This window comes from Streptococcus sp. 79 (genome assembly GCF_013277425.1).
Lineage (GTDB): Bacteria > Bacillota > Bacilli > Lactobacillales > Streptococcaceae > Streptococcus > Streptococcus pseudopneumoniae.
Window position 1 is genome coordinate 1 of the sequence record NZ_VMMW01000022.1, and the last position, 2,507, is coordinate 2,507.

4 protein-coding genes are annotated in these 2,507 nt (G+C 39.8%); 2 read left to right on the forward strand and 2 right to left on the reverse strand.

Annotated features, from left to right (window positions below; all coding sequences use genetic code 11):
* The first annotated feature begins 238 nt into the window (after window positions 1–238).
* Both HT729_RS05135 and HT729_RS05140 read left to right on the forward strand, forming a co-directional pair.
* On the forward strand, window positions 239–388 hold the full coding sequence (locus tag HT729_RS05135; RefSeq protein ID WP_001030863.1) for a hypothetical protein: 150 nt from the start codon (window positions 239–241) through the stop codon (window positions 386–388).
* A 141-nt stretch (window positions 389–529) separates the two neighbouring features.
* The gene (locus HT729_RS05140; RefSeq protein ID WP_001233346.1) at window positions 530–709 is read left to right on the forward strand and encodes a hypothetical protein; all 180 of its coding nucleotides are present in this window, start codon (window positions 530–532) and stop codon (window positions 707–709) included.
* 366 nt (window positions 710–1,075) lie between these two features.
* Here the strand turns inward: HT729_RS05140 and HT729_RS05145 are convergent, their stop codons facing one another.
* Window positions 1,076–2,032: an N-acetylmuramoyl-L-alanine amidase family protein gene (locus HT729_RS05145; protein ID WP_172931754.1), complete on the reverse strand. Its 957-nt coding sequence runs from the start codon at window positions 2,030–2,032 to the stop codon at window positions 1,076–1,078.
* Window positions 2,033–2,034: 2 nt separating this feature from the next.
* A complete protein-coding gene (locus tag HT729_RS05150; protein WP_000191486.1) occupies window positions 2,035–2,364 on the reverse strand; it encodes a phage holin in 330 nt (109 codons plus the stop codon).
* Window positions 2,365–2,507 lie beyond the last annotated feature (143 nt).

Sequence of the window (2,507 nt, forward strand, 5' to 3'; positions counted from 1 at the left end):
TTATAATTCATCGGCTTTTACAAATACCTTTACATCGTTTTACTATATCTTACAATACCTTTTAAAATAGCTATATTTTGAGCTTTTAAATAAATGTTTTTACATCATTTTACAGAGATTTACGACACTTTTGCCCCTTTTTTGCCCCCTGTTTTTTTAAAAAACTTCATCAAAACTCTTGACTTTCTCGGTATGCCGTGATATAATATAATCAAGATAAGGAAAGGGGGTGATGAAATTGAACAAAGAAGATTGGCTTAGGTTACTTGAAAAGGCAATAGACAATATTCCTGAAACGGTAACTGCTATCGCAAGTCTAGTAACCGCAATAACGGTCGCAAGGCAAAACAAAAAGCGTAAACCGAAATCCCGTCAAAGAAAAAGGTAAACGCTAAGAGGTTGGGGCGAAAGCCCCTCACACCTCTATTTTATCAAATGAAAAGAGGAAATGCAATGGTCAGCGCAATAGCTATTTTTATAATTGCAATCAATGTATATATTTATCTAAAAAACAAAAAGGACAAATAAGATGAGAAAAGTTATTCAAGAATTGCTAGACAGTTCGATGTCTACATCTACTATTTCGCAAGGTGCTGGAGTTCCATGGACTACTGTTTCTGATCTCAGAAAAGGAAAAACAAGCATGGACAAAATGGCACTTCTCACAGCGGAAAAACTTTATGAATTTGCTACAACTGATAAGCAGTGATTTCGGTCACTGTTTTTTATTTTTAACAAAACACCGTTTTTGACAATAATACACCACGATTTCCTCTCCATATTCTTCATGTAAACGCTTTTTTGAACAATAGGATTGTGATTTTGCTTTCTAATCGTTCAAAATGCCTGTTTTTGCAAAATAGAAATATAAACTCTAATTTTGTTAACATCAACAAAATTGGCAACCAAGCGCTTTATAAAGCTATTTGTTGATGTCAACAAGTCAATTTTTTCAGACAAACCATTTATTTTGCTACCGACATTAATGTCGGTTGGTTAGATGTTTTCTTGATTCAGACAAACAAAAAACCGCAAGCCTGAGCCTGCGGTTGGTGTAATCTATTTTGAAGCCTTTCTATTTAGTCGTAATCAAGCCGTCTGGCTCCACTGCGAACTCTGGCTTATCTGCCATTGTTCCGTCTGCATTGAGGTAGTACCATCCTGTTCCGTCTGCGGACTGGATAAAGGCGTTTGATACCATGGCACCTTCTTTACCGTCTAAGTAGTACCAGGTGTCCTTGTACTTGACCCATCCTGTCTTCATAGCACCCTCTACGTCGAAATAATACCACTTGTCAGCGATTTTCTTCCAGCCTGTAGCCATTTCACCTGACTGGTCAAACCAGTACCAGTTGCTGTCTGTGTGCTTCTTCCAGCGGTCTGCAAACATATAGCCTGAGCCGTCAAAGTAGTACCAAGTGCCGTTAATTTTCTCAAACTTATCTTTTGAATAAGAGCCGTCTGAGTGTACATACCAATAGCCAGTATCGTTTTTCTTCCAGCCTGCTTCAATTATCAAGCCGTTTTCAATATCCTGCTTGAACTGTTCACGGCTAATGCCCCATTTGGCTAGATATGGATAAGGGTCAATGTGGTCTGAGTTGTTATTAGGTTGGTTATTGGTACAGTATTCATGCGTTTTGATACCTTCCAAACTGCTTGTATCAAGCGTTTTCGGCAAACCTGCTTCATCTGCTAGATTGCGTAAGAGTTCGATATAGAGACGGTAGTCTGTCATGAACTCTTCTTTAGTTGAATGGCTTTCAATCAATTCAACTGCCGCATAGCTTTCCGCATTCCAACCGCCCCCAACGTCCCAGGCACCATTATTTACAGGACCGACCTGCAGGACACGACCGTTACCAACCACATGAGAGAAGAAACCAAGCTCAGGGTTCTTTCTGTAGTGGTAGTCTGCCTCATTTTGAGCGGTAGAATTACGGTTCCCCGTAGAGTGAGCGTGCACTTGTCGATATGGCGCATAGCCTACTTGTGGCAAGCCTGTACGTAGTCTGCTTGTATCGATATCCATACCTATTCCCTCCAAGCATCGTTCATCTGCTTCACGGCTGACTCTACAAAGGTATCCAAGTCCTTGTCAGTCATGCTGATCTTATATTTGGTCAGCTCTGCACGGATTTTAGTGCGAGCCTGTGCCAATTTTTCATCACCTTTATAACCTGTCTCTTGAGCCACCTGCTCAACGGCATGAACTGCGTTCTTGGCTAGGATTTCAGCGATGATTACCGCTTTCTCTCCGCCTTTACGCAAAAGATAGTCTTTCACCATTTTCACGATACTGCCTACTGCTACTGCTAAAAAGCCTGTCGCAAAAGCGATAATAAATTCATTAAATTGTGTCATGTGTTGTTTCCTTTCTATTCTCTATAAAACTTAACATTAACGCTACCTATATACTCCCTTAAGTTTGTACCAGTTAGATATATGACTCCTCGGTTATACATATCAGCCTGAATTCTTATTAATTTGCTATTATTGAGTTGTAC

What these genes read in the sequence shown, in the direction of transcription:
- HT729_RS05150 (WP_000191486.1), bottom strand. Translation starts at nt 2,364, where the DNA reads ATGACACAATTTAATGAATTTATTATCGCTTTTGCGACAGGCTTTTTA.
- HT729_RS05145 (WP_172931754.1), bottom strand. Translation starts at nt 2,032, where the DNA reads ATGGATATCGATACAAGCAGACTACGTACAGGCTTGCCACAAGTAGGC.
- HT729_RS05140 (WP_001233346.1), top strand. Translation starts at nt 530, where the DNA reads ATGAGAAAAGTTATTCAAGAATTGCTAGACAGTTCGATGTCTACATCT.